Source organism: Shimia biformata (assembly GCF_016888515.1).
GTDB lineage: Bacteria > Pseudomonadota > Alphaproteobacteria > Rhodobacterales > Rhodobacteraceae > Shimia_A > Shimia_A biformata.
The window spans coordinates 1-617 of record NZ_JAFEJK010000009.1; the positions used below are offsets into that span (position 1 = coordinate 1).

Below are 617 nucleotides of genomic sequence, written 5' to 3' on the forward strand. Positions count from 1 at the left end.
CCCTCGGGATGCGGCAAGACCACGACGATGCGGATGATTGCCGGGCTGGAAGATGCCAGCGAGGGCGACATTCTGATCGACGGCACCCGCGTCAACGATATGGAGCCGAAGGACCGCGATGTCGCCATGGTGTTCCAGTCCTACGCGCTTTACCCGAACATGAATGTCTATGAGAACATCCGCTTTCCGCTGAAGGTGCGCGGCATCGACCCCAAGACCCATGACGAAAAGGTGCGCCGCGCCTCGGCCATGGTGGAGCTGGACGAGTTCCTGCATCGCAAGCCGGCCGAATTGTCGGGCGGTCAGCGCCAGCGCGTGGCTTTGGCCCGCGCGATCGTGCGTGAACCCAACGTGTTCCTGATGGACGAGCCGCTGTCGAACCTTGACGCCAAGCTGCGGGTCTCGACCCGGGCGCAGATCAAGAACCTCAGCCATGAACTGTCGGTGACCACGATCTACGTGACCCACGACCAGATCGAGGCGATGACGCTCGCCGATCGCGTGGTGGTGATGAAAAAGGGGGTCGTCCAGCAGGTCGGCAGCCCGACCGAAATCTATGACACACCCGCAAACACATTTGTCGCCAGCTTCATCGGCAACCCGGCGATGAATTTGAT

General features: G+C 61.3%; 1 protein-coding gene. It reads left to right on the plus strand.

Annotated elements, in window-relative coordinates; genetic code table 11:
• On the plus strand, window positions 1–617 hold a 617-nt coding region (locus tag JQ863_RS19310; RefSeq protein WP_204115988.1), incomplete at both ends, for an ABC transporter ATP-binding protein.